The 26,143-nt window shown below is 33.3% G+C and carries 18 protein-coding genes; 4 read left to right on the forward strand and 14 right to left on the reverse strand.

Annotation, left to right across the window (positions count from 1 at the left end):
- Positions 1–6: 6 nt before the first annotated feature.
- The 7 genes from CELAL_RS20900 to CELAL_RS20930 form a co-directional block, all read right to left on the reverse strand.
- Positions 7–1,446: a hypothetical protein gene (locus CELAL_RS20900; protein ID WP_013552906.1), complete on the reverse strand. Its 1,440-nt coding sequence runs from the start codon at positions 1,444–1,446 to the stop codon at positions 7–9.
- Positions 1,447–1,626: 180 nt separating this feature from the next.
- Entirely contained in the window at positions 1,627–2,445 is an 819-nt protein-coding gene (locus CELAL_RS21725) for a PKD domain-containing protein (protein WP_013552907.1), read from the reverse strand.
- 20 nt (positions 2,446–2,465) lie between these two features.
- A complete protein-coding gene (locus CELAL_RS20910; protein WP_013552908.1) occupies positions 2,466–3,914 on the reverse strand; it encodes a RagB/SusD family nutrient uptake outer membrane protein in 1,449 nt (482 codons plus the stop codon).
- An 18-nt stretch (positions 3,915–3,932) separates the two neighbouring features.
- On the reverse strand, positions 3,933–7,055 hold the full coding sequence (locus CELAL_RS20915) for a SusC/RagA family TonB-linked outer membrane protein (RefSeq protein ID WP_013552909.1): 3,123 nt from the start codon (positions 7,053–7,055) through the stop codon (positions 3,933–3,935).
- Positions 7,056–7,574: 519 nt separating this feature from the next.
- Positions 7,575–7,949, reverse strand: a complete 375-nt coding sequence (locus CELAL_RS20920; protein ID WP_041558418.1) for a cupin domain-containing protein — start codon at positions 7,947–7,949, stop codon at positions 7,575–7,577.
- Between the two features lie 22 nt (positions 7,950–7,971).
- Complete coding sequence (locus tag CELAL_RS20925; RefSeq protein WP_013552911.1) at positions 7,972–10,254, reverse strand: alginate lyase family protein; 2,283 nt, start codon at positions 10,252–10,254, stop codon at positions 7,972–7,974.
- Positions 10,255–10,256: 2 nt separating this feature from the next.
- Complete coding sequence (locus CELAL_RS20930) at positions 10,257–12,590, reverse strand: polysaccharide lyase 6 family protein (protein ID WP_013552912.1); 2,334 nt, start codon at positions 12,588–12,590, stop codon at positions 10,257–10,259.
- 244 nt (positions 12,591–12,834) lie between these two features.
- Between CELAL_RS20930 and CELAL_RS20935 the strand changes: the two genes are divergently transcribed.
- On the forward strand, positions 12,835–13,467 hold the full coding sequence (locus CELAL_RS20935) for a Crp/Fnr family transcriptional regulator (protein WP_013552913.1): 633 nt from the start codon (positions 12,835–12,837) through the stop codon (positions 13,465–13,467).
- Between the two features lie 158 nt (positions 13,468–13,625).
- Positions 13,626–13,964 carry a rhodanese-like domain-containing protein gene (locus tag CELAL_RS20940; protein WP_013552914.1) on the forward strand — a complete coding sequence of 113 codons (339 nt, stop codon included), beginning with the start codon at positions 13,626–13,628 and terminating at the stop codon, positions 13,962–13,964.
- A gap of 36 nt (positions 13,965–14,000) precedes the next feature.
- Here CELAL_RS20940 and CELAL_RS20945 read toward each other — a convergent pair whose 3' ends face one another.
- The 3 genes from CELAL_RS20945 to CELAL_RS20955 are packed head-to-tail and all read right to left on the reverse strand — an operon-like array spanning position 14,001 to position 16,591.
- The gene (locus CELAL_RS20945; RefSeq protein WP_041557858.1) at positions 14,001–14,876 is read right to left on the reverse strand and encodes a sterol desaturase family protein; all 876 of its coding nucleotides are present in this window, start codon (positions 14,874–14,876) and stop codon (positions 14,001–14,003) included.
- Between the two features lie 11 nt (positions 14,877–14,887).
- Positions 14,888–15,370, reverse strand: a complete 483-nt coding sequence (locus CELAL_RS20950) for a hypothetical protein (protein ID WP_013552916.1) — start codon at positions 15,368–15,370, stop codon at positions 14,888–14,890.
- On the reverse strand, positions 15,371–16,591 hold the full coding sequence (locus CELAL_RS20955; RefSeq protein WP_013552917.1) for a sulfite oxidase: 1,221 nt from the start codon (positions 16,589–16,591) through the stop codon (positions 15,371–15,373).
- Positions 16,592–16,779: 188 nt separating this feature from the next.
- On the opposite strand from CELAL_RS20955, the gene CELAL_RS20960 reads away from it, so the two are divergent.
- Positions 16,780–18,111, forward strand: a complete 1,332-nt coding sequence (locus CELAL_RS20960; protein ID WP_013552918.1) for a cytochrome ubiquinol oxidase subunit I — start codon at positions 16,780–16,782, stop codon at positions 18,109–18,111.
- A gap of 2 nt (positions 18,112–18,113) precedes the next feature.
- Entirely contained in the window at positions 18,114–19,190 is a 1,077-nt protein-coding gene (gene cydB, locus CELAL_RS20965; RefSeq protein ID WP_013552919.1) for a cytochrome d ubiquinol oxidase subunit II, read from the forward strand.
- Between the two features lie 231 nt (positions 19,191–19,421).
- On the opposite strand, the gene CELAL_RS20970 is transcribed toward cydB, so the two are convergent.
- The 4 genes from CELAL_RS20970 to CELAL_RS20985 all read right to left on the reverse strand — a co-directional run bounded on the left by CELAL_RS20970 (position 19,422) and on the right by CELAL_RS20985 (position 25,238).
- Positions 19,422–21,017, reverse strand: coding sequence for a bifunctional aspartate transaminase/aspartate 4-decarboxylase (locus CELAL_RS20970; RefSeq protein ID WP_013552920.1), 1,596 nt, complete (start codon positions 21,015–21,017; stop codon positions 19,422–19,424).
- 19 nt (positions 21,018–21,036) lie between these two features.
- Positions 21,037–22,734, reverse strand: coding sequence for an aspartate-alanine antiporter (gene aspT / locus CELAL_RS20975; protein WP_013552921.1), 1,698 nt, complete (start codon positions 22,732–22,734; stop codon positions 21,037–21,039).
- Between the two features lie 238 nt (positions 22,735–22,972).
- The gene (locus tag CELAL_RS20980) at positions 22,973–24,154 is read right to left on the reverse strand and encodes a porin (protein ID WP_013552922.1); all 1,182 of its coding nucleotides are present in this window, start codon (positions 24,152–24,154) and stop codon (positions 22,973–22,975) included.
- Between the two features lie 25 nt (positions 24,155–24,179).
- On the reverse strand, positions 24,180–25,238 hold the full coding sequence (locus CELAL_RS20985) for a type II asparaginase (RefSeq protein WP_013552923.1): 1,059 nt from the start codon (positions 25,236–25,238) through the stop codon (positions 24,180–24,182).
- Positions 25,239–26,143 lie beyond the last annotated feature (905 nt).

Raw genomic sequence — 26,143 nt, forward strand, 5'->3', positions numbered from 1 at the left:
TTATAATTATGGTAGTTGAATAACTTTAACATTATCAATCCATGCATCTGCTGGAGTCACTGCATAAAACATAATAGCAACTTCTCCACTAGAATTAGCTGTAAATGGAATTTGAACAATTGTACCGATACCATTAGTTGTATCCGAGAATTTCCCCTGAGCTACAAACCCTTCATTAAACCCTAAATTATCACCAAGATTATCAACAGCATCTGCTCCATCATCATATTGACCGTCAAGAATTAAACCGACTACTTTTCTGCCACCTACTGGATCAGTCCCGCTATCACTCTTAATAGCATATTGATACTCTAAAACATAAGAAGCTCCAGGTGTTAAATTAAGTTCTTGATATGCATATCTAGAACTAGAAGTTCTAAATTCTCCTCCAGATTGACTTGAAGACCATTTAGCTCCTTTTGTTTTGCCTCCATTATCGGTGCCATCATAATTTAAATTAGAACCATCAGAACTAGAACCAAAAGGATTGGTGTCTCCATCTGTAAATGTTGACCATTTCCAGAAATCTGAACCATCTTCAAAATCACCATTTAGAATGGTTGATCCTATCATTCTTGACATATACATATTATCTACAGTAATTGTAGCATGATCATTTGCAGTACCTGTACTACCTAATTCAAATAATATCGTTTCAAATTGAACAACTGGTGATGAGAAATCTGTAGATAAGTCAAAATCAAGACTAGTCCACTCACCATCAGTTAAATCAATATTATCAATAACATGACTTGTAGAATTTGTACTATCAACCAACGTTATTTTTAATTTATTTATACCGGTTGCAAATTCGGAATACACATCAAAATGTATATCATTTGATCCTACACCGCTATAAAAAGCATCCGCAGCAACAACTTCATCACTTAATGCAAAAACCCCTGTATCACTATGTAGTCTAGAAAATTCAATTAAATTGTTTCCAGATTCTAAAACTACCGCTTTACCACCAGTCCCAGATGAACCAAAAGAACTAGCATCAGTAAATATATTTAATAAATTATATAATTTAACATCTGGTGAAGAAGGAGCATTATCTATAGATTGCACAGTATGATTCACTGTAATATCTTCTGTTTTGATAATATCACTCTGACCATCTGCTTTTGTAGTTACAGTTATCGTATAGTCTGCCGAAGCATCAATATTAGGATAATCGTAGAAAGCAGATTGGCCTTGTAATGCAGTTACAATACTTCCGCCATCTCCAAAATCAATTTCATAAGAATCAACTCCAACAGATAATGGTGTTACAGTAACAATAGTACCATCACCATTCGATTCTACCTCGAAACTTGAAAACACACTTGTAGTTGTACCACCTGATGATTCTACTGGAGCAATTGTGATAAATTCATCGTCATCACATGACATCATAAGGCCTGTTATTAGCAGAGCACTTATTCCTTTATTTAATAAATTCATAATTTTTTGTTTGTTTATTTGTTTACTCCTAGATGTTGATAATATTAATGATGCTCAATACTATAAACCAATGTTATCAACATGGGAAAAATGAATGTAAAACTCCATTAATTAATATAGAAATACTTTTTATAAAATTAATTAAGCATTTCTATATTAATATTTTAATGGAAACAATAACTATATTCTATCAATACTAATTTTAGAAAATCTAACTTCAGTACCTGCATATTCAATATTAAATCTTATGTTCTCTGTTTCATCACCTACTGTAAATCTGAATGAAATTTCTTCATAACTAGAAGCACTAGCAGATAATGGAATAGCTTGACTAAGGATGTCATCTCCAGTATCAGTATCTTCAATTAAAAGTGCTCCAGCAGAAGTACCAGAAGATTTACTTACATACCAAAATGTAACTTCATAGGTAGCTCCTGAAACTACACGTATACTTTGATCAAGAAAGTTTGAGCTACTACTTAATTTAGCAGCACCATTGTCATCTGGAGGTGTTGGAGAAGAACTTGCTGAATAAGAACTAGTAGTTCCTCTATCTACCCCGGCCCAAGGCGTTCTAGGATCACATAAGAAATCTTGACATTGAAAAGCTGCTACTAACTCATCTACAACTACGACATCTAAAGTAACCGTTGAAGATACGCCATTACCATCACTAGCAATTAATGTAACTGGGTATGTACCTTCACCAGCAAACTCATTAGAAGGATCTCTTTCTGTAGAGGTGGCTCCACTTCCAAAGTCCCATGCATAAGAAGCTGCTTCAGTAGAAAGATCTGTGAAGTTTATAAATTTGAAATTCTCTTGATCTGCTGTATAATCAAAGTTTGCCGCTGGAAATACAGTATCTTCTTTAGATCCCGTATCTGCCAATTCATCTCTGAAAGTATCAGAACCAACACAACTAACAAAAGAACTTGTTACGATTATACTTGCAAGCAACAAGACTGTCTTGCGGAAAATATTTAGTTTATTTTTCATAGTTTAATAGTATTTAGAGATTAATATCCAGGGTTTTGTGTTAAAAGACCTCCGCTTATATTTATTTCTCTGGATGGAATAGGCAATAATAATTTTCTAGCATCAAAGATATACCCCATTTCAGTAGCGTGAGCACTCAATACAGCATCTGCAACACCGAATCTAAGTAGATCAAACCAACGTTGATTTTCAAATGCTAACTCTACTCTTCTTTCTATTAAAAGATCTTCTTTAGTGATAATAGAAACAATAGTTGGTAAACCTGCTCTATCTCTCACCGCTTGGAAAGAACTTAAAGCAGCAGCGTTGTTGGTCGATGCACCTCCAGCCATAATTGCTTCAACATGCATTAACAGCACATCTGCATAACGCAAAGCAATATAATCGTTACCCGCATCACGAGCACTTATACCGTACGTAGGAGGCGTAGTTGTTATGTCTGAACCTTCTGGTAAAAACTTTATTACTTCATTTGAAGTACCGAAAGTAATATAAGACTCTGCAGTTCTATTTCCTCCATATAGTGCAAAATCAGCAACTAAGTTATCATTAACAATGTTTTGACCATCTTCAGAACCTGCACGAGTAGAAGAAGTAAATTCTGCTGAAAAACTTTGACTTTCAGCACTATTACCTGTTTCGTATTGAATAGCAAAAATGATTTCATCATTTAATTCATCATAAAATACATCATGAAAATTACTTTCTAAATCGAAATTTGAGCTATTAATTATAGACTCACACAACTGTTGTGCAGAAGAATAATCAGGACTTGGCTGTGACATATATACTTTTGCCAAAATACCTTGTGCAGCAGCTTTCGATGCTCTTGACTTAGATGAATTATCTAAGACATTAACTGCTTCCTGTAAATCAGTCACAATTTGAGCATAAACTTGTGCTTCAGGGATTCTAGTAAAAAGAGATTCATTCTCTGTAGGCCCTACAACCGAAGTTACTAAAGGCACATCACCAAACATTCTAACTAATTTAAAGTATGCATAAGCTCTTAAGAATTTAGCCTCAGCTGTATACTTTTCTTGATTACTTTCATCTGCAAATTCAATAAAATCTAAAAGATTGTTAGCTCTGAAAATAACTTCATACATAGAAGCATAATAATCTTCCGATTCTACATTATTTGCATTAACTACATACCTATGAAAATCAGCCTTAGAACCCTCTAGCGTTGCATTTCTAGTATTATCTGTACGGTGCTCAGTCAAAAGATGCTCAAATTGAACTCCTCTATTAACATCACCAATATTTGATTCTGTGTTACTGTTCACCCCTTGAAGGGCATCATAAATTCCAATAACTCCAGACAACACATCTGCATCTGATTGAAAGAAACCATCTACTGCAACTGCGGTATCAGGTAATGGGTTTAAGTACTCATCAGTATCACAGGAAACAAAAACGGATACGGATACGGATAGCGCAACAATTAAATATTTTATATGTTTCATAATTTTTTCTTTTTTTTATTAAAAGTCAATGTTCACACCGAAAGTTACCGTCTTATATATAGGTGTACCCGCTCTCTGAGAACCATATGCTCTTGGATTACTACCATCTACATGTTCAGGGTTAAACCCATGATAATCATCTGCAGTTACATAAATTAAGTTTTGAGCCGTAGCATAAATCCTTAAGCCCTCTAAACCTATCTGATCTGTTACATCATTTGGAAAGTTATAGCCAAGGTTTACATTACGTAATGAAAAATAATCCGCACTAGCAATGACTTCACTTGTTAAAACTTTTTCTTGAATAAAAGAAACATCTGACACAAGACCATCAGCAACCGCTTCTAATTCTCCTCCACTTCTTGTTCTGTTTCCAAACCAATTGTAGAAATATTGATCTCCGATATTATTCACTTGAGCACCTAAGCTACCTTGAACCATAAATGAAAAATCAAAATCACCTAACTTAAATTCATTAGTAAAACTATATACTAAATCTGGATAAGGATTACCTAAAATTGTTTTGTCTTCCTCTGTAATTAAACCATCACCATTTAAATCTTTTACGATAGTATCATCAGATTGACCGTTAATTCGATTCCAAGGATTATCAACATATGTTGTTCTAAAAGAAGTTTCATCAAAAGCTTCTTCATCTACCACATAACCCCAAAAAGAGGATATTGGCTCACCTATTCTGTTGATCCATTGAGAATTTCTACCATAATCATCCTCAATTAATGCATTATTAGAATCACCGAAACTTAATAACTCATTTTTATTGGTAGAAGCTATGAATGTAGAATTCCAAGAGAATTTTTCGCCGGTTATATTTCTAGTTCTCACTTCTAGTTCAAATCCTGAGTTTTGTACTTCACCTAAATTTACAATACCACTATTGAAACCAGTAATGTATGAAACAGGATTATTTAATAATAACTCATCACTTGTTCTTTTATAATAATCTAAAGATCCTGATATTCTATTCTGAAGAAATCCGTAATCAAGTCCAATAGTCAATTCTTTCGAAGCTTCCCATTGCAATAACGCATTCGCAATATTGAGTGGAGAAACACCAGCAGCAATACTACCCTCATCAATTGAATTAGAATTTTGCAATAATGCTAAATAAGGCCAAGCATTTACAACATCATCACCTACATTAAAATTCTCAGCTCCAGTAAGTCCGTAACTAGCTCTAAACTTTAAAGTATTTACCGCCTCACTATCCAATAAGAAATTTTCTTTAGCAGCATTCCAACCTATAGATACCGCAGGAAAATTACCCCATTTAGATGCTATTCCAAAAACGGAACTACCGTCACGTCTAATAGATGCATTAAGTAAATATTTACCCGCATATGAATAATTAACTCTAGCAAAATATCCTAACTTTTTTAGCTCCGTGTTTGTTTCCGAAGGTAAATCAACTAAAGTAGCACCTTGAAAGTTTTTAAGTAAATCATTAGAAAAACCACTACCTGTAGTAATACTTTCTTCCGATTTTCTTTTTTGAATGGAAGCACCAACTAATACATTTAAATCATGATCATCATTAAATGTCTTAGAATAGTCTAAGGTATTATCGGAAATGATTCTAGTTCTAAATCTGTTGGCCAAATAATATGCTGAATTACTAGCACCACTCGCATGGTACAATGTGCCGTCATACCTTGTTCTTTTTCGTTGCTCCAAAGTAACACCTAATGATGTTTTAGCCGTAAGGCCATCCGCAAGTTCGTAGCTTAAATAAGTAGAGCCAAATAATTTCGTATTATACTCAAAATGCTCTCTCTCTACATATTGTGCATATGGGTTTGAATCACCAGAAGTACGAGGTCTACTTGCATCTCCATCACCATTTACATCCAGTTCTCTCAAGTGTTCTTCTCTAAAATAATCACCTACTTGAACATCTGGAAAATAGTAATCATCAGTAGGGGAGTTTCTATTAACAAACTGCAGTGACTCTTCTGTATGATAAATAGGTAACCAAGGTGATTGACGTATTGGATTATGTATTGACGTTGGCAAAGTTCTCTGCTTAGTATAAGATGGCGTCGCCCTAATACCAAATCTTACTTTATCACCAATTTTCGAATCTACTTTCATATTCGCCGAAAATAATTTGTAATCATCTGTAATTACAACACCTTCATCATGAAGGTATCTTAAAGAGGTACTAAACTTAGTATCTTCAGAACCACCTCTCGCTGATAAGGAATGACTAGTAACGTTTCCTCCATCGAAGAAAACATCTTGCCAACTTCTATCTACTCCAGTAGTAGCAACTAATAATTGCGCATATTGCGTTTCATTAGTCAGTGTACCAGTTGCTGCTTGTTCTATTGCAGCCCAGCCAGCAACAGTTTGACTATAATCATCACTACCATGTGCTTCCTTAAAACCTGTATACGTTTGATAGCTAAATTTTGTTTTTCCTGATTTACCACTTTTAGTAGTAATCAAAATTACACCATTAGAACCTTCACTACCATAAATGGCAGCAGAAGCTGCATCTTTTAAAACTTCAAAAGATTCTACATCGTTCATATCAAGATTTCCAAGAAAATCTGAACTCACAACAACTCCATCAATAACTAATGCAGGACCAGAATCAGCTGTTACAGATCCAACACCTCTAATAGTAATGGTTGGAGCGCCACCCGCCTCTGCATTTGTTGATTGAATATTTACCCCTGAAACTTGACCGATAAGCGCTTCATCAACTCTTGAAACAGCTATTTGATCTAAAGTTTCATTTGTCACCTTAGAAATAGAACCTGTAATGGTAGATTTCTTTTGAGTACCATACCCTACCACAACAACTTCCTCTAATAAACTTGCATCCTCAGTTAGAGATACATTTACGGTTTGTTGGTTAGATATAGTAACTTTTTTATTCCCATAGCCTATAGAAGAAAAGCTAATTATATCTCCTTTTTTAACAGTTATTTCATAATTACCATCAAAATCTGTAGCAGTACCTCTTGTTGTGGTAGCTACAACAACACTTACTCCTGGGATAGGAACATTATTCGCGTCAGAAACAACACCTTTCAGTTGGTAGCTGTCCTGCGCATAAAGCGAAATATTAAGCAATGTTATTGCAATTAATAATAGTTTAGTTTTTAAATTCATTTGTGATTTTGTTACGTTAGTACTATTGAGCTACTTCAATAGGATAAAATCTCCTATAGTATTTGCTTTACGTAATCACAATAATTTCAATGAAGAAGTTATTTATAAAAATACTATTTTTGTAGTAGCATTTTAGTGTAAAGCAATAAATGTAATCTTAGTTACTTCCCTACGACAAGAAGTGATTCTAATAAGAGGACGAGCCCTAAGCTTGTCCTTTTTTTATTTTCTTTTTTCTAATAGCATCTTTTTTTTTATTTGGTTCATAAATTGAGTTTTGAGTTAAAAAAAATTTGGTTACCCAAATTGGTTGACCAATCTGAATAACCAAATATATGTTATTACTTTGTTAAAAAAAAATATAAGTGGAATTTTTAGTCAGCTAAATTGATAATTCGATATTTTATTAATTAAAAATTGTCGTTAATGATAATTTCAAAGATTATTACTCCATGAAATCTTTGCAACTTGTACTCATAATAGCTATTTAACCCTAGTAATGGCTAGCCGATTTTTTCCTTATGATTTATCTCCAAAATAAGATACCTCACCACCACTTAAAAAATCTTCTCTTACAGGACTAAAAGTATCAATTAGCTCTCCCTCTTCCAAACAAACAGCACTATGTAATAGATTAGGCTCAATATACACGCCATCTCCGCCTTCTACAATTTGTTTTACGCCGTCAATTTCAAATTCAAATTTACCTGAAACACAATAGGTAGCTTGCGTATGAAAATGTTGATGTGGAGCTCCTAATGCTCCTGTTTCAAATTTTACTCTTACCATCATGATTTGATTATCATACCCTAAGAATTTTCTTGAAACTCCTCCGCCTAGAACTTCCCATTCCATGTCTTTTGTAATGACGTATTTTTCACTAGATCTACTCATTTTTCTATTTTTTATGATTAATTTATTTGAAACAATAAGGACCTGACCACTCATAATCCTTATTGTTAATTTTTAAGTTATGCTTTGCCTCTTTACCAGCGTTCGTGTTTGCTGTTATAAACAGTTTAGTAGTACCGTTTACATTGGTTATTGCTATCGCTGTATAATCTTCTGTATCTAAAACTACTTTTAATGCTGTAATAGCACTGTTAGAATTAACTGCAGATTCTGTAACTGGACTATAACTTCCGTGTGCTTCAATGGCAGAAACAAAAAGTGTGTTTTGAGTGTTTTTTCGCCTTAACATTAAAGCAGCTTCGCGTCGCAAATTAAATTCTGGATCGTTTGCACCAATTCTTGTAAAAAGTAACTCATCCGTATTGCCTGTTATTGTTGTTAGTGTATAAAACTTACCTTTATTTAACCAAGAAAATTTAGTGTTCTCCGTTTCAGATTTCGCTGTACCTTCTACATATAAATGTTGATACCCATTTTTGCTTCCCAAAGCTTTTAAGGTTTCCGGCACTTTATATTCGAAATTTGTATTCAATACTTGTCCTAAAAAGTAATACGGAAAATCATACTGATTTGCTTTATTAGAAACTACCTTCATAATATCTAATACATATGGTTTTTCAAAATCTGGATCTTTAATAATTGCCATCGTACGAAGCATTTCAGTTCCTGGATATGCATTTACTTCTTTTGCGCTAGCTGCTTGAACGTTATCATTTTCTGATGAAAAATAATGCAATACAGAATGGTTTTGACTTCCTATTTCATATTTCCCATTAAAATGAGACATTTCATTTTGTGTCACGGTATTGTGTGCAATCGTTTGTTTGGCCCAAGTTTTATTTTCCTTTAGGTAATTCCCTCCCCCTTTTTGTTCGATATTTACAAAACGTGCTAAACCATAATCTTGAATCACTTCTTCCCCATTTTCATATAATGAATAGGATAACTTATCATAATGCCCGTGACTAGAGCCTTGTGCTGCATATTTAAAAACAAGTTCTATGTCTTCATTTCTTAAAATACCAACTCCACCTTGTGTGCCCTCTGGTCCATCTGATAAGTTAATTGATTTTTTATCGAATGGTTTTGCCAATCCATTTTTTATACCAAGTGCAACTGCCAAGCCCGAATCATCTAATAATACTTTATTTTGTTTTTCAGCGATACTTAACAATCCTGGATCTTGTGTTCCAAAATAATACGAAATATCTGTCGCCGTAACTAAAGCATCATTATAGTAAGACATTCCTTTTTGACCATCATTTAACGGAAAAAAATCACCATCTGCATCCGATAAATTTAGAAGAGCATTAATTGACTTCAATAACACTCCTTCTTTATACTCAAATATTTTTAATTCTGGTTTAACGTTATGTAATCCTTCCGCAAAAATTAAAAAAGGATACATCGCATAGCGTTGGTAATATGGTCCTTCATTATAATAACCATCTGGAGAGAAAGGCTCTTCTATATTCGCTAAAAAACCAGCTTTACCGTCTTTATTTAAAAAGCCCCCATCGTCATCTTTTTCTTTCGTATCTAATTTTAGATCTTTAATTCCGTATAAAGCACGATCAATTAATTCTTGGTCGTTCATTACCAAACCAATCATCCCAACAGCTGCATTTCCCCAAGTACTATGGTTGTGAACTCTTTGGTAAAATTGCGGACTATCTACAGATATATGATCTGCAAATGGTTTAAATAAGTTAGTTTCAAGTTTATTACGTTCTTCTTCAGATAAATAATTGTAGACACAATCATACGCTTGACTCACATAAACCAACCAATTAGCATCATTTAAACATTGCCAAAATAATTTTCCTCGTGCATAAGATCTAGTTTTTGGATGCAATGGCAATGTTTTATACATTGCTTCATATTGCATGAGCATGTCTTTTACGTATTTCGCATATTTTTCATCATCCAAAATTTGATATAAAACACCGGCTTTTTGCAATATTATCATATTACTCTTGTGCCTAACATGTGTATAACCCCCTGAATAATCTTCAGGAATTGGCGTATCTATCCCTAAAAAAATTTCAGCATCTACCTCCTCCTGAACAGCTTTTAAAGTAGCATCAAAAATTGGAATATTCCCTAATTGTGCCCTAATATCTTTAACCCCTTGCGCTGTTAAAATTAAATTAGGGTGTGCTCCTTGCTCTGAGGCTGTCTTGTCTTCTTCTTTTGAAACTACCGTTACTTCTTCTTTACAAGAAAATAGGCTTATAAGGAGTACAGCAGGCACGAGTTTTAATGTGATACTTTGTATGAACTTCATAATTAGTTATTGGCAATAATTCCTATTTCTTTTTGGTCTGTTCCTTTTCCTAATAAAGAAGACTCTTCTGTTAATTCAAACGTTCCTTCTTTAAAAGTTGGTTCTATATTATAAAGGTTTTTTATATTATACTTTTCATCACCAGTCACTTCAATTTCACCTGACTTGTAATAATCATTATTTATAACATTTACAATTGGTTCTCCAACTACTAAGTGCATTTTTAAACCCTTAGTATTATTAAAAATATTGTTTTCTATATCATTTACTTGAACACCATATAAAGACATCGCGGCGTTATATTTATTTTTCTTACCAAAACCTACATTATTGAACACATTGTGGTCTACTTCTAAAAATGGACCGAAAGTACTTTCATCTTTTCCACCTCTGTATAGCCTTAGAGCAGCACCTTCCATATCTGTAACGGTATTGTTTTTCATTAGCATATATTCAACATTATACGCTCCAATATCATCTGTTTCGGTATCTAACGCAGCAATGTGTCCAGAAATATTTTTGAATGTAGAATTTTGAATACTAATGGTATCTGCAAATGTTCCTTTAGATACTCTTAAAACATCAAAAGAATGATTGACCACCATATCTTTAAATTCGCAGTTATCAATAAACAGCTTGTAATTGTCTAACATGGAATTTTTACTGGTACTGATTACTGAATTACCAGCATAGTCTGGAGATTTTGTACCGTCAAAAGTTATATTTTCTAACCATAGACTTCCTCCATTTTGAATTTCAAAAGCCATCATGCGTTCAAATAATATGGTTGCTTTTTTTGTTCCTGAGGTTTTAAATGTCAATGGGTGATTAATTTGAACCGCTTTCGTGATTAAATAGGTTCCACCCTCTTCTAATGCTATAATATCTCCAGCTTCAGATTCTTTTACAATCTCGTATAAGGTATTAATCCCAGCGTCTACTTTTATTGTTTTTCCTGAGTTTAGAGCAACACCTGTATCTGCTTTAGAATACCAAGTTGTTCCTGTATTTTCTTTGGTCGCTATATTTGGACTAATCGTAACCTTATTTTTTATTTTAGCTGAAGTAGGAATCAAGAACCCTTGTTCGTTTTTAACTAAAGTGATTGCCGCATTTTCAAATCCGCTAGAAATACTCGTTTCTCCATTTTCACCTAAAAGATTATCTTTAAATGTAATACCACTTATATCAGCATCAATAGTAAATATGTCTTTTATCTTATCATTATAAATGATATTTCCAGAAAACTCAGAAGTTCTTGGTGCTTGACTTCTTTCAGAATCATTTCCAGCTCCAAATAAGATATGATCACAATTAATAAACGTGTTGTTGTTTGCTTTGGAATTAATTACGGGCACATAACGATTTGGAGATGAATTTGGAACACCATTCATCATTACAAAGGCTCCTCTAAAACGGTATCCTGTTAAACCAATATGGTAGTTATTAATTACGGTTTGTTTTTCGTTAATAATACGAACACCTCCAGTGCTTGGTTTTCCGTTACCAATAAAAACGTTACCATCTACTAAGGTTTCATTTCCATGACGCATGGTTAAGGTTCCTGTGCATTCAAAAAATGTATTGTATTTAAAAGTATTTTGACAAGATTTGTTAGATATAATTTCGTGTTCGCCATTGGTTCTATCAAAATAGTTAGATTCCACCAAGGTATTAGAGTTTTCTAAAGCTGTATGACTAGTACCTATGCGTAATGTTTCTCCTCCATTATTTCCAAAGGTTGGACGTGGGCCAAAATAATTGTGATCAATTTTATGATTATTCTGTATGCTTTCTTTTGTATCTAAACCAACAATCATGGTTACCCCTAAATTCTTTTTACCTACAATATGATTGTGATCTATACGGTTATTTTTACCATAAATGGTAACCCAGTAATCTTGCACTTGACGTTCTGGATTATTAAAATTATCAATAACACATTCTGTTAAACGTGAATTGTTAGCCATTTCTTCTCTGTTTTTTCTAAAAGAAACAACAGCATTTGTTGGTGTGTATCCATTTTTAAAAACAAGCCCACTAACAATTAAATGCTCACCCGCTAATTGAAGATTTGAAGCGCCTTCTAAAATTACCTTTCCTTTATCTTCTACTGTTAATGTAATAGGATTTTCGTTAGTTCCTTTACCCTCAAAAACAAGTTCTGCATCTTTCCAAATACCGTTTGCCAAAACAATAGAATCTCCTGGTTGTAAATTCTTAACCATTTCATTAAATTCTTCGACATTATTTGCCATCTCAATTTTTTGAGATTCTGGATTACAAGAAGTGAACACCACCACGAGTAATATTATTGACAATACACTATGTTTCATCCTGTTAGTTTAATTGGTTCACCAAATTGGTTTACCAAATATATGCATATTTAACTTTTAAGCAAAAAATAAGACTAAAATGTATTGATTTAATAAAATATTGAAATTATTTCTGTTAAAATATGAGTATACGCTCAAATTAAGGAGCATAGCATCTATGTTTTTTACCACCTTATAAAGCAAACACTGTTTCAATATTATCCTTAAATTTGAGATTCATTATTTTTTCTGAATTCTACCTTATATGATAAAAGATTTAATTGATAATTACGGAACTATTTTTGAAAAAGAACTAATTGAAGAAATTGTTCAAGTAGGAACTTTTAAAGAAGTACCCGAAGGTTTTAAATTAATTGAAATTGGTGAATACATTAAAAGTATGCCTTTACTAATTTCTGGGGCTATAAAAATATTAAGAGAAGATAAAGATGGTGATGAACTCTTATTGTATTATTTAGAAAAAGGAGATACCTGTTCTATGACGCTCAGCTGCTGCTTATCACAATCTATTAGTGAAATTAGAGCTATAGCGGAAACAGAAACTAAATTAATCATGGTTCCTGTTCAAAAAATGGAAGAATGGACAGCGAAATATAAATCCTGGCGAAATTTTGTTTTTGAAAGTTATCACAATAGGCTAACCGAACTTTTAACTACTATTGATTCTATAGCTTTCCAGAATATGGATGAACGCTTATTGGGATATTTAAAAGAAAAAATCAGAATTACAAACGACAGCACCATACATAACACACACCAACAAATAGCTTACGATTTACACAGTTCTAGAGTAGTAATTTCTAGACTATTAAAAAAACTAGAAGAATTAGGAAAAATAGAATTACACCGTAATTTCATCAAAGTAATTAATTTATAAGTTGTGTAACTTATGTTACTTCCATTTTTATAAACAACCCTTAATTTTACAATAATAAATTAAAACTATTTAGTAGTTTAAAATTTATTGGTTGGTTGTTTTAATGGAAGTAGTAATGTGGTTGTGACTACTTCCTTTTTTTTAAAAATATATAAATTATGTCATTCTTAAATTTTCTATTTGGAACTGCTAAATCCGATAGTATAAAAACTATAAATGCTGCAGAATACAAAGTCGCTATTACCACTAAAAATATTCAATTAGTAGATGTTAGAACTCCTAATGAATACGCTAAAGGTGCTATTAAGAAGGCGGTTAATATCGATTTCTTCAATGCTTCTTTTTTTGAAAGTGCTTTTAATAAATTTAATAAGGAAGCGCCGATCTATATCTACTGTCAATCTGGTATGCGAAGTAAAAGAGCAGCCAAAAAGCTCGACAAAATGGGTTTTACAACTATAATTGATTTAAAAGGTGGCTATATGGCCTATGCATAAAATAACTAAGGTTAAGATTAAAAACCTTAACCTTAGTTATTTTTTAACCCCTCTAAAACCTTCCATATTCTGGTGAATAAAATCTTTAGGAAACTCATCATCACCCTTAAATCCTAACTCAATAGTACCACTTTCTTCAGGGATATAATTTGTTTTAAATATATAATCCCAAATACTTAAGCTTATACCAAAGTTTACACCATAGGTGCCCTTGGGTAAATCATAGGCATGATGGTACAAATGCATTACTGGATTATTTACAAGATATTTAAAAGGGCCCCATGTAATTTTTATGTTCGAATGATTGAAATGGCCTATTGTAATTGCTATAAAATGAACAATATAAGCTTGTTCTGGCTCAAAGCCCCCCAAGATCATAACCCCAAAAGTTTTTAATGGTTTGTATAAGATATTTTCCATCCAATGATACCTTAAATGAGCAGCAAAGCCCATCTCTTTTACGCTATGGTGTACTTTATGAAAATTCCACAAAAACTCATATTTATGAAGCAAGGTGTGCGTAAACCACTGTACAAAGTCTAAAATAATAAAGAATAGTAGTAATTGCGCCCAATTAGGCCAATTAGAAAAATCTATTAATGTAAGGCTAGATGCGCTAATTCCTAAGTCTGAAAAGAACTTTTCTAATATTTTATAAAATCCACTTATCACAATTACAAAAAGGAAGAAATTAAAAAACATATAAAAACCATCTAACCAAAAATCTTTTCTGAAAACAGACTGATTTTTTCGCCATGGGAATGCAATTTCTAAACCCCAAACTAGTGTTGAGATTAAAATTAATCCCCAAAAATAATTCGTATACCAAGGCACTTCAAAAGTTATAGATTTCCAAGTCCAATTAATGGTACCCATAAAGGTTTTTATAAAAATAGTTGCATACTCTTCCATTCTAACAAGCTCTATTCTTTGAGTTCATACCATTCTACATTTTCTAAATTAGCTCTACGTCCTATTTGATTAGGCGCATAATACGTACTCAAATAATTTAATATAGGTTCTTCATTTACTCCTAAATCCCATAAATTCTGAGTTTCTTGCATCCATCTAATTGTTGCTAACCATTTTTCTTTAGACATTCTATTCTGCGTCACTAATTTAGCGGAATGACAACTGGTACAATTTTGCACGACCAACAGCAATCCCTCACCTTCTACAAAACCTGTTCGCACATGAATACCATTTTCTATTTTGTCTAAATCGTCTTCCTGAGTGGGCACCTCAACATAATCAGGAGGTAGCACTGGGGAATTGGTCGTACTAGTTGTAGCATCCTTAATCGTAAAAAAAAGAATTATGAGTACGCCTATAAAACCTATCAGTAGAATTGTTAATAGGGTATGAATACCCTTAACGCTTTGTTTAAATTTTTCCTCTACTCCCATTTAAACAACTTTAACAGCAATTCTATGACATGCATTATTTAAATATCCTTTAGGATTCCAGCCGGGAACAAGCATAGGTTGAGAAAGCCCATCGCTATCTGTCGCTTTTGCCCATACCTCATAATACCCTTTTTGGGGAAATTGTATTTGAGCAGAAAAATGTTGCCATGCAAAACGATTCACTTCTTTCTCTAAAGCACAACTACTCCACGTACTACCAAAATCAATAGAATATTCAACCTTAGAAACATTTAATTCTCCCGCCCATGCATGACCTCTAATGGTTAATTGCTTATTTATACTTAAAGTAGCTCCAGATTTAGGATAGGTTACTAAAGACTTTACAGGCATAGATTCTATTATGCGCATATCTTCTTCTTTAACTGTGGTACCGGGTGCCACAGGATTTTTAGGAACTTTATAAGAGCTGCCTGTCATTTTCTCTCCGTCATGTACTATATTCCGAACACTAATTCTATTCAACCATTTTCCAGAAGCAGAGGCGGGATAACCACCGGCTATAAGCCGCAATGGGTAGCCATGAGTTAACGGAATATCTTCTCCGTTCATTTTAAAAGCTAAAATAGTTTCCTCTTGTAAGGCTTTTTCTAAGGGCACCCCACGTGATATAGGCTCTTTACTAGGATCTCCACTTAAATGTGTGTCTGCAGCATGATACCCAATATAAACTGCGTTTGGTTTTAGTCCTACCTCAGCCAAAACATCTTTTAAACGAATTCCCGTCCATTTTGCTGAAGATACCGCTCCGATAGTCCATTGATTGCCTTTTGCAGGCGGATTAAACTCACTACGCCCATTCCCTCCACATTCTAAGGTTAGCTGATAGGTATAATGTTTAAATTTGGACTTAAGTTCACTTAACGTAAATATCTTTTTAGTAGTTACAGATTCCCCTTCTAAAGTTAAAGTCCAATTCTCAAAATCTATATGTTCAGGGATTTTTCCATTATTACGAATAAACATTGCAGAATTAGGAGTAACCTTATCGTCTAATACATGTGCCTGTGCTTCTATATTCCAAGGCTTATCATTTAACACAAGCATATCCTTATCTAAATTAAATAATTTAAAAGGATCTGTTTCTTGTATTGCTAAGGGGATATAGGCCTCTGGAAGTAAATTTCCAAACACAATATCTATTCCTAGAATTCCTGTCAGCGTAGCTAAAGATGACCTTGTAATAAACTTTCTTCTTTCCATAGGATCACATCGTAGTTTAAGCTTCTAAAAATACTGAATTTTAGGCTACATTTAGGTAACAATAGTTACAGAAGACGATAGAAGCCGCAAATACGTTAAATAACTTAAATATGTAACCAATGTTACCTTCGAAGTTAGGTTTGATGCTTATTTTTATCCTCACAATTACGCCTTTAAAATTTTAGCTTATGGAAGACATGCTTTTCTACGATAGAATACAATTTGCATTCACAATCACCTTTCATTATTTGTTCCCACAACTTACCATGGGATTATCTCTTTTGATAGTTTATTACAAAGGAAAATTTTTGTTTAACAAAGAAGAAATTTACAACGACGCTGCTAAATTTTGGATGAAGATATTTGCTTTAAATTTCGCAATGGGTGTTGTTACTGGTATTCCAATGGAATTCCAATTTGGAACCAATTGGGCTAAATTTTCTGAACTTACTGGAGGTATTATAGGACAAACACTTGCCATGGAAGGCATGTTCTCATTTTTCTTAGAATCTTCATTTCTAGGGCTTTTTATTTTTGGAGAAAAACTATTAGGTCACAAACTACATTTTGTAACAGGCTTCTTGGTATTCTTAGGTTCTTGGGCGAGTGGTTATCTAATTATTGCTACGCATTCCTGGATGCAACACCCTGTTGGCTTTGAAATTTTAGAAAACGGAAAATTTGTCTTGACTAATTTTGGTGCCTTGTTTTCTAACCCCTGGTTGCTCCCTTCTTATTTACACAATCAATTAGCCTCTTTAGTTACCGCCTCATTTGTAATGGCCGCTATTGGTGCCTTTTATATTTTAAATGATAAGCATCATGCTTTTGGCAAATTATTTGTAAAAACTGGAGTGATTTTTGGCTTTGTTGCTAGTGTCTTGGTTGCCGTTCCTACTGGAGATCTAGCTGCGAAGAATGTGGTAAAATATCAACCTGCAACTTTTGCTGCAATGGAAGGAATTTTTGAAACGGAAGAAGGTGGTTCAGAGATTGTTTTAATTGGTCAACCCAACATTGTTGATAAAAAATTAGACAACAAAATTGCAGTACCTAACATTTTAAGTTTTCTAACATATCAAAAGTGGGATGCGCAAATAAAAGGTTTAAATGAATTTGATGAAGCTGTACATCCTACAAATATCCCAGGGCTGTATTATGCCTATCATATTATGGTTGGTTTAGGGACCATTTTTATTGGATTATTATTCTTTGCTATTGTGCAATTATTTAGAAAAAAATTATACGAAACAAAATGGATTCTATATTCCTTGGTCTTTCTCTTACCTTTTCCTTATATCGCCAATACTATGGGCTGGTATACCGCAGAATTAGGCAGACAGCCTTGGTTGGTGTTTAATTTGCTAAGAACAAGCGCAGGTGCTTCTCCAACAGTATCCGCTGGAAATACACTTTTTACACTTTTAGGATTCGTAGGTCTATATCTACTGCTTGGATTACTATTTTTAATATTGGCGGGTAAAATAATTAACAAAGGACCTCAACTTGTAAAACACTAATTATGGAACTATTTTGGTACATCGTTTTAATGACCATGCTTGCGGTTTATGTTATCTTAGATGGCTATGACTTTGGAGCTGGAATTATTCATCTATTCTTTGCTAAAACAGAAAAAGATAAAAAAGCAATTACAAATTCCATTGGCCCTTTCTGGGATGCAAATGAAGTATGGTTAATTGCCACTGGAGGTGTTTTATTCTTTGCCTTCCCTACACTTTATGCCTCTTCTTTTAGCGGGTTTTACTTGCCCCTAATGATGATCTTATGGCTATTAATCTTTAGAGCAATAGGCTTAGAACTCAGAGGACAGGTACATAATGCTATGTGGGAAGCTATTTGGGATAAAGCCTTTGGGATCTCTAGTTTACTTTTAGCTTTATTTTTTGGGGTTGCTCTAGGTAATATTGTTCGTGGCGTAAACTTAGGTATCGTTACAGAAGGCGTATCTACACAAGAGGCTCATTACTTTTTTCTCCCGTTGTGGAACCCTACATTTAGTCCGCAAGCAGAACACTTAGGAATCCTTGATTGGTTTACAGTATTATTAGGTATAATCGGTGTAGTTTCCCTAACCATACACGGCGCCAACTGGATTATTTTTAAAACAAATTCTGATCTTAATGAAAAATTAAAGACCGTTATTTTTAGACTGAATTTTGTATTGCTTGCTTTGGTCATCATCTCCTTATCTGTTTGGCATGTTATAGAACCTAAACCATTTCAAAATTTCTTAAGCACTCCATGGCTTTGGATTTTCCCGCTACTCACTTTTATTGGTTTATTTGGGCTGTTTAATGTCAAAAAATTTAAAAGAGATGGATTGGGATTTTTGTTTTCTTCCGTATTCTTATTTGGAGGATTAACCACAACAGTAGCATCAATTTTTCCAAAGGTATTACCCTCTACAAATGATATAAATCCTAGTTTAACCATTTACAACGTCGCTGCAGACGAATATGGCCTTTCCGTAGGTATTTATTGGTTTGTTATTGCAATTGTACTTGTAGCCATCTATATGATCATTCAATACAGGGTTTTCAAAGGTAAAATGGATGATGTTGGATATGGAGAGCATTGATGGTATTCAAAGCTTCTTTAAATAAAAGTTAACTCTTCCATTTTATCGTTCTTGAAGCAATATCATTCTTGTTCTTGACCTAAATTTTACCTTTAAATGTGATGTATAGCTACTTATAAAAAACAAAAATCTGTATGTTAAAATTAATTTTTACACCAATCTTAACATACAGACAAACTAATAAATCAACGCTACTATTTCCCTAAAAATATGCTATTCCAAAAGGATATTTTATTTATTCTGAAACTCATTATAATATTCATCTAGGATATCATTTATGAGGATGCTAATTTTCTCAAAGTCTTCAGCATAAGAATTGGCAAGTGAGAATCTTATAGTCCAATCAGGCCCATCAAAACCACCTCCTGGCATGGCTACAATAGATTCTTCTTCAGCCAAACGTATTACTGGATCTAAAGCATTGTAATTTTCACCAACCCATGTACTAAATTCTTCACTGTATTTATCTTTTGCTAAATTTAAGAAATCAACTAAAGAGTAATAATATGCAGCGTTTTTATTATCAGCAGAAATTAATGGGGAGCCAGGTAAATCTTTATATAACTTGTCATATCTATTTCTAACCAATTTTTTTACAGCTGTTTTATACTTGCCTTCTGTATCAATCAAAGTCGCTAAAGAAAATAGCGTCATTTGAATTTGTTGAGGCGTAGATAAACCAGCTGTGTGATTTAAAGCAACACTACGACTGTCTGCAATAAAACGATCTATCATTTTTATACCATCAGGATTTAAAGAAATTGTTTCATAACGCGCTCGCAATTCTATTTTATCTTCCTCCGGTAGCTTGGCAAGCATTTTATCAAAAATATTATTTTCATTAAGCGCTATTACTCCAAGTCTCCAACCTGTAGCACCAAAATATTTTGAAAAGGAATACACCAAAATCGTGTTCTCTGGTGCTTTGATTGCTAATGATGTAAAGTTCTCTGTAAAAGAGCCGTAAACATCATCTGTTAGCAAGATTAAGTCTTGTCTATCTTTTGCAATTTTTGCAATTTTATCCAAGGTTTCATCACTCAATTTAACTGAAGGAGGATTACTCGGGTTAACTAAAAAGAATGCCTTTATTTTGGGATCTTTTAGTTTATCGATTTCAGCATCTGGAATCTGCCAATTATTGTTCTCGTCAGCATTAATAAGAACCAGATTTAATTTATAATCATTTAATACGGGCATTTCGAAATACGGCGTAAATATTGGTGTACCAATTGCAATGGTATCTCCAGCTTTTAAGAACTTGTTTTCTTTCAATGAATTGAAAATGTATACCATGGCAGCTGTGCCTCCTTCTGTTGCAAAAATATCGTATTTTGATTCTGGAGTTGTATTTCCAGCACTCATTTCCTTCATTAAATAAGCATGAGTGATCGTTTCAGCATTCTTTAACATTCTTCCTGGTTCAGGATAATTGTTTCCTATAATACCATTAACCCATTCAAACATTAAATCGTCTGAATCCTCACTATAATTTTCTATTGCAAACTGAAATAAATCGTTCAGATAACGCAACCCTATTACATTCTTGTTTAAGGCTAAATAGGCTTGAAACCTTTTGGTAATACCGTCTTTATCTGTAATACCTCCAAAACCATCTAAATTCTGAAATTGTCTTTTACTTTCTTCTAAGCCAAAGAGACCTAGTTGAAAAAAGGCATCTCTAGGTTTTGTAGCGATCCAGTTAGGGTTACCTCTACCGGCATTTATCATTGAATGCTGGTGATTTGATTTTGCTAATTTTATTAATGTATCTTTTACTTCAAAAGGACTCAACGTGTTTAATTCTACTTCTTCTTGTTTTTTCATATTCTTATTTTTGAATGTTCTACGGAATTAACGCTATAATAACTGGACCCCATAATGTTAAAAATATATTTGCAACAGCATAGGTCATGGTAAATGTGGGCACAGGTGTTGCATTTTTGGTTTTGTCCAATAGAGCAGAAAATCCTGGATTAGAACTTCTACTACCCGTAAGTACTCCCAATGCTTCGACAGGGTTTTTGATTTTAAGTACATAATAATTAATTACGAATTGCACGATCATAGGTAGCATAGTTACCAAAATCCCTAAAAGAAACAAGGTTACCCCACTTTTCAAGATGGCTTGAAATGCAGGTGCTCCTGCATTTAAACCTACAATACCCACAAATACGGCCAAACCAATTGTTTGAATAAAATTGGCCGCTCCCACATTTATTCCACCTAGTTTTGGATATTTGGTTTTTAAAAACCCAATTAGCAAACCTGAAACCAAACAGCCCAGACCCGCACCCAATGCAAGTGATGTCCCATTTATTTCGAAACCAATTTGGCCAATTAAATACCCCACTACCATTCCCAATCCAAGGACAACAAAATCTGTGGTTTTAATTGATGGTGGCTTGTATCCAATTTCTTTCTCAATTCTATCCAAGTCCTTTTTCTTACCAACCAATTCAATTTCATCCCCTTTATGGATTTCCGTTTTATCTAAAACTGGCAATTGGTGAGACATTCTAGTAATGGATTTAATATAAACTCCATGTCTTTTATCTATATCCAATTTCTTCAAGACCTGTTCTAGCGTTAAACCTGTTAGTTTTTTATTGGTTGCGATTACGTGTCTTACTTCTTCTGTTAAGTCAATATTTGGCCCAAATTCTGAGATTTCTTCTCCGATGTTGAATCCTACTTTTGAAAATGCGGTAATTAAACCCGTAACGAATAAAATGTCGTCTTCATTAATTATTGTACTGGCACTAGGTTCCGTATTCTTTTTATTATTTATAATAAGTTCAACCGTTAAGTTAGAATTGAATTCTGTTTCAAATTCAAGAACACTTTTGTTTAAAAATTTGGACGTTTTTATAATTTTATATACCCGAGTATCAATTCTTTTAATAGGATCAAATTCTCCTTCTTCCAATTCTTTACTACCACCTAACTTTATAGCTAATTTTTTTGCTTCAGCCCTAATATCCCATTTCATGACGATTGGAATAATGGAAACCATTAATATGGGGCCAATAGAACCAAAAATATAAGTGATGGAGTAACCAACGGCAACATTCATTTTTAAATTTTTGGATACATCTACTGCTAACCCTAGTTTATCTATGGCTTCTCCTGCCGTACCAATTATTGCCGATTGCGTTAAACCTCCAGCAGCTAAACCGGCGGCCATGCCTTTATCTAAGCCAAACCAAATAGCCAGTCCTAGAACGGCAAAAAGTCCCATAGCGGTCATTAAGAATGCTGCTAATAAATATTTAAGGGATGATATTTTTAAGGAAGCGAAGAATTGCGGACCACCTAAATACCCTACCATAAAAATAAATAAAGCGAAAAAAAGACTTTTAACTTCATCGCTAATTTCAATTCCACCGACTTGGCCGAGAATTACTGCGGCAATTAACGTACCTCCAACACCACCAAGTGAGAATTTTCCAATTTTGAATTTTCCTACAAAAAAACCTATTGCAATCGCTAGAAATAACGTGAAATAAGGGAAGTTTCTAAGTTGATTATAAATGATTTCCATACTCTTAATTTTTGATTACTACTAATTAATGTCCTTGATCAAAGATGATTGATAGCTGTGAAATATTGATGATAAGTAACATCATAATCTATTCTCCCTCATTTATATCTTTGAGATAACTTCTAATACCAAAGCATGTTTAAATAGTTAAACTTTAGAACTATTTAAACATGTATTAGTTCATCGTTGAGTTTAGGTCTTTCCACATTGTAGTATTATTATAATACCTGTAAGAATTTTATAAAAATTTCAGTGGTGCTATAAAACCAACCATTACCTGCCCAGTAGAAGAATCGTTTAAATCATACGTCGTCTTAGCTGTGTTGGAGTATTTATAATCCCTTCCTATATATGAGGCGAAAAATTTTAGGTTTAATTGTTTAAAGGGATAAAATTCCAAGGTTGGAATTACCCCCCATGCTGTGCGTATATGATCATTACTAACGGCTGTGTCTAAGTTGCCTTTCCAATAAGAATCACTTACCATACCTATTACTGTGACATTCCATTTTGGAGCAAAGTTGTATTGCACCCGTAGCCAATGTTCAATATAGTCCGTTTTTAACGCTGTATTTGGTAAGTAACTTTCCGGGATTAAACCTGAAACTACGCCAAGTCTATCAAGGTCATCTTTCATATATTTAAAATCATATTGAATCAATACTTTTTTTAGGTTTAATTGATTACCCAAAGCGATGTACTGCACTTGTTTTTCACTAGCTTCAGTGATTAGGGAATAACTCCAAAACGTAGAGAGTAATCCTTTTGCAAAACTCCCCCTCCAGTTACCAACAAAAGCAGCAGGAAATTTTGCAGCTTCAATATCTGGAGCATTGTCATATAATTCATCAAAAGTCTTTGTTCTAGCATTCAGCACTTGGAATGTAAATTGTTGTTCTTTAGGTGCATTCCAGGTGAACTGTGCTCCTGTTAAAAAATTATCTGCATTTTCAACAATATCATTATATTCATAGATATCGATAGGATTCATATCAAATTCATACCCTCCATAATCGGCACACATTTTACCAAAAGCTAAACTAAATTTGTCTGATAAATTAATCCCCACGAAAATCATATCCACTGAATGATCTACATTATCTACAGATTGAACTGTAGGAGTTCTTGTGTATCTATCACGAAACCGAAAAAATACGGTATTATCTAAGACCATGCCTTTTACTTCAAGGCGAAATTGATTCATAGCAAAATTACTACCCGTGTAATCACCATCTTGAAAATTGCTGTTGTTCGCGTATTGCATATTCGCAATAACATTTACATTTTGTAAAATTTTCGCCTTATCAACTGATATTATTGGCTTAGCGCGATTAATTAAACTATCGGATTGTTTATGCAACTGCGCATTCGTATGGATAGCAAAAAACATAAGTACGCCTAATAATATAATTTTTTTCATAATATTATAATTTAAATTGGTTGTTTTAATATTTGAAAAAATAATTCTGTAACGTTTCTTTTTCTTTAGACTGTGTAAGACCAAGCATTAATAATATTCTTGCTTTTTGTGGGTTAAGATCATCACCTACTATGGAGCCAATCTTTTTGTCATCAGTTTCATCATTCAAAATAACTCTTCCCGTTGGTACTCTTGAAGCTCGGCATACAGCGACTCCTTTATTTGTCGCCTTCATTACTGCGGCAGTATTTATTTCATTAAGATTTCCATCTCCTAATCCTGCAGTGACAATACCATCAACTTCTGCTTTTACATAGGCATTTATAGCCACATCTGATACATCTGCAAATAATAGAACGACAGCAACATTTGGAAGTTTATCCAATTTGGTAACATCAAAGGGTGTGTTTTTATTTGCAGCTCTTAATTCTGTAGTATAATATCTTACCGTTTCACCAAGTACTTGTCCCATTGGTCCTGTATTCGGTGCTGTGAAAGCATCTACATGTGTTGTATTTGTTTTTACTACTTCCCTTGCATCTAAAATACTACCATTAAAAACAACCATAACACCCTTTTCTTTAGAAAGAGGATCTGCAGCTACCTGAACTGCATTGTATAAATTTTTTGGACCATCTGAGCTCATGGCAGTACCAGCACGCATTGAACCTGTTAGTATAACAGGATTACTATATCGGTTAGTGAGGCTCAAAAAATAGGCTGTTTCTTCCATAGTATCCGTACCATGAGTGATGACAATACCATCTGCTTCATCATTTTTAAAAATTTCATCAATACGTTTAGCTAACTTTAACCAAATGGCAACAGTCATATCTTGGCTACCTATATTTGATACTTGTTCAGCAGAGAGTGTCGCTAATTTATCAATTCCTGGAACTGCATCTATCATGTCGTTGATAGGTGTTACGCCAGCTTGATAACCCGCAGCGTTAGGAGAAGTGCCTTTTCCTGCAATAGTACCGCCTGTAGCGAGTATTTTAATACGTGGAAGTTGCTGTGCAAATAAATTGCTACTAATAAATGCCATTAAAAGTAATGCGAACATTTTTTTAACTTTTTTCATTTTTACTTTTTTAAAATATTATTCAATTATTTGATAATTAAATCTTGAATACTATTTAAGAATAATAGTATCTAGCCTAATTATCGGATTAATCAGACTAATGCGAATAGCCACTATTATTAATAAATAAATATATCCAAAGATTTCTATGACAAAATTATCCCTATAGAGAAGTAAAGAGCATGATCTACATCAGTCTTAAAAAAATGGCTTAATTAAGTATTTAATTTGTTATTTATTAGTGGCGAAGTCAAATTATATTTTTTCCATTTATTCTTTCGAACCTTCTGTTTCACAAGTCTTTAAATAGCTACAAAGAATTCTTATTTAACCTAAAAGGAAATAATTAATGCCCCAATCTTACTAATTGGATGTAATAAAATTGGGAAAACTTTATAGTTTAACGATTACTTTACCAACCGTTCTTCCTTTTTCAACTTCGGTATGAGCAGCTGCCATTCTTTAGTATTTGAACACCTCTACATCTTACAAGCATAAAAACTATAGTGAAAAGCTGAATATTCTTTGATGTACTCAGGTTACATCTTCATAAAATTCAATATTTTCAACGGATACAGTTTATTTCGATTGAAAATTTACCATCTTGATACTAGTATTGTTTTAGCAATTTGCCAAAAGAGCCAAGAAAAATTTAAAAATTGCTTTTTCTAATACTGGTTGTTAGTTAAATGTAGATTATTATTAAATTTCAGGTATAAAATTCAGATACTGCTTTAAGTCAACAATCGCAGTAAAACCGCCTTATAGACTCAAATTATATTACTAACACTTGGTTCAATTAATGTAATCATTGGCTCTTGAACACCCGTATCAATACTTTTTACAACCGATATAATTTTTTTTGATTGGATAATTCTACCTTAGATTTTTTTACTTTGCTGTAA

It is taken from the genome of Cellulophaga algicola DSM 14237, from assembly GCF_000186265.1.
In the GTDB taxonomy this organism is placed as follows: Bacteria; Bacteroidota; Bacteroidia; order Flavobacteriales; family Flavobacteriaceae; genus Cellulophaga; species Cellulophaga algicola.

Coding starts and splice junctions, on each gene's coding strand:
- CELAL_RS20900 (WP_013552906.1), bottom strand. CDS start 1,446: ATGAATTTATTAAATAAAGGAATAAGTGCTCTGCTAATAACAGGCCTT.
- CELAL_RS21725 (WP_013552907.1), bottom strand. CDS start 2,445: ATGAAAAATAAACTAAATATTTTCCGCAAGACAGTCTTGTTGCTTGCA.
- CELAL_RS20910 (WP_013552908.1), bottom strand. CDS start 3,914: ATGAAACATATAAAATATTTAATTGTTGCGCTATCCGTATCCGTATCC.
- CELAL_RS20915 (WP_013552909.1), bottom strand. CDS start 7,055: ATGAATTTAAAAACTAAACTATTATTAATTGCAATAACATTGCTTAAT.
- CELAL_RS20920 (WP_041558418.1), bottom strand. CDS start 7,949: ATGAGTAGATCTAGTGAAAAATACGTCATTACAAAAGACATGGAATGG.
- CELAL_RS20925 (WP_013552911.1), bottom strand. CDS start 10,254: ATGAAGTTCATACAAAGTATCACATTAAAACTCGTGCCTGCTGTACTC.
- CELAL_RS20930 (WP_013552912.1), bottom strand. CDS start 12,590: ATGAAACATAGTGTATTGTCAATAATATTACTCGTGGTGGTGTTCACT.
- CELAL_RS20935 (WP_013552913.1), top strand. CDS start 12,835: ATGATAAAAGATTTAATTGATAATTACGGAACTATTTTTGAAAAAGAA.
- CELAL_RS20940 (WP_013552914.1), top strand. CDS start 13,626: ATGTCATTCTTAAATTTTCTATTTGGAACTGCTAAATCCGATAGTATA.
- CELAL_RS20945 (WP_041557858.1), bottom strand. CDS start 14,876: ATGGAAGAGTATGCAACTATTTTTATAAAAACCTTTATGGGTACCATT.
- CELAL_RS20950 (WP_013552916.1), bottom strand. CDS start 15,370: ATGGGAGTAGAGGAAAAATTTAAACAAAGCGTTAAGGGTATTCATACC.
- CELAL_RS20955 (WP_013552917.1), bottom strand. CDS start 16,591: ATGGAAAGAAGAAAGTTTATTACAAGGTCATCTTTAGCTACGCTGACA.
- CELAL_RS20960 (WP_013552918.1), top strand. CDS start 16,780: ATGGAAGACATGCTTTTCTACGATAGAATACAATTTGCATTCACAATC.
- cydB (WP_013552919.1), top strand. CDS start 18,114: ATGGAACTATTTTGGTACATCGTTTTAATGACCATGCTTGCGGTTTAT.
- CELAL_RS20970 (WP_013552920.1), bottom strand. CDS start 21,017: ATGAAAAAACAAGAAGAAGTAGAATTAAACACGTTGAGTCCTTTTGAA.
- aspT (WP_013552921.1), bottom strand. CDS start 22,734: ATGGAAATCATTTATAATCAACTTAGAAACTTCCCTTATTTCACGTTA.
- CELAL_RS20980 (WP_013552922.1), bottom strand. CDS start 24,154: ATGAAAAAAATTATATTATTAGGCGTACTTATGTTTTTTGCTATCCAT.
- CELAL_RS20985 (WP_013552923.1), bottom strand. CDS start 25,238: ATGAAAAAAGTTAAAAAAATGTTCGCATTACTTTTAATGGCATTTATT.